General features: G+C 31.1%; 1 protein-coding gene. It reads left to right on the plus strand.

Going from position 1 to position 710, the window contains the following annotated elements; all coding sequences use genetic code 11:
- Positions 1–154: 154 nt before the first annotated feature.
- The coding region (locus DVK00_RS20640; protein ID WP_199722512.1) for a replication initiator protein A at positions 155–710 on the plus strand (556 nt) is incomplete at its 3' end.

Here is a 710-nt window from a genome sequence, read left to right on the forward strand (position 1 = left end):
CTAAAGGTGATAAAACGCGTATAACGTTTTAATAAACATAATAGTAACTATTATAACCGCAAACAATTCATGTAGCAACTATATAAATTCGATACCTGTATTGTAACCGTTTTATTACCTCTAACCAAAACAAATAAGGAAAGAGGTTTTTATTATGCCTAAAACATTACGTTTTACAAAACTATACAAATTTTTATTTGAGGATCCTACATTTAACACACTACCTGCGAAAGCCAAATTACTCTATGCATTAATTTCTGAGCGTCAAAGCTTATCGAAAGCTAATGCTAAGCAACATGGCATTCAATCCCAATTTATCGATCATGAGGGGCGTTTGTTCTCCATTTATACAAACCAAGAACTAATGACTAAACTTAATATGTCGAAACCAACAGTAATCAAACTAAAAAAACAATTGATTGAATTTGGTTTGTTAGAAGACGTACGTCTCGGTAACAATCAACCGAATCGTTTATATCCCAAAAAGCCCTATGATAATTATTTCTATGCCTATGATGTTGACGAATTTTATCGTCTTCCACATGCTTTATTTGAAAATCCCAAATATCAATCTTTAGCGGCTGAATCTATTATTGCTTATGCGATTTATCTGAGTCGTTATGAGTATAGTGTTTATAAAAATCATTTTATAGATAAAAATAATAATGTTTATTGTGTGATGACGAATGAAGAACTTGCTTTGCGTTTAG

The organism is Haloarcula sp. Atlit-47R (genome assembly GCF_003665985.1).
In the GTDB taxonomy this organism is placed as follows: Archaea; Halobacteriota; Halobacteria; order Halobacteriales; family Haloarculaceae; genus Haloarcula; species Haloarcula taiwanensis.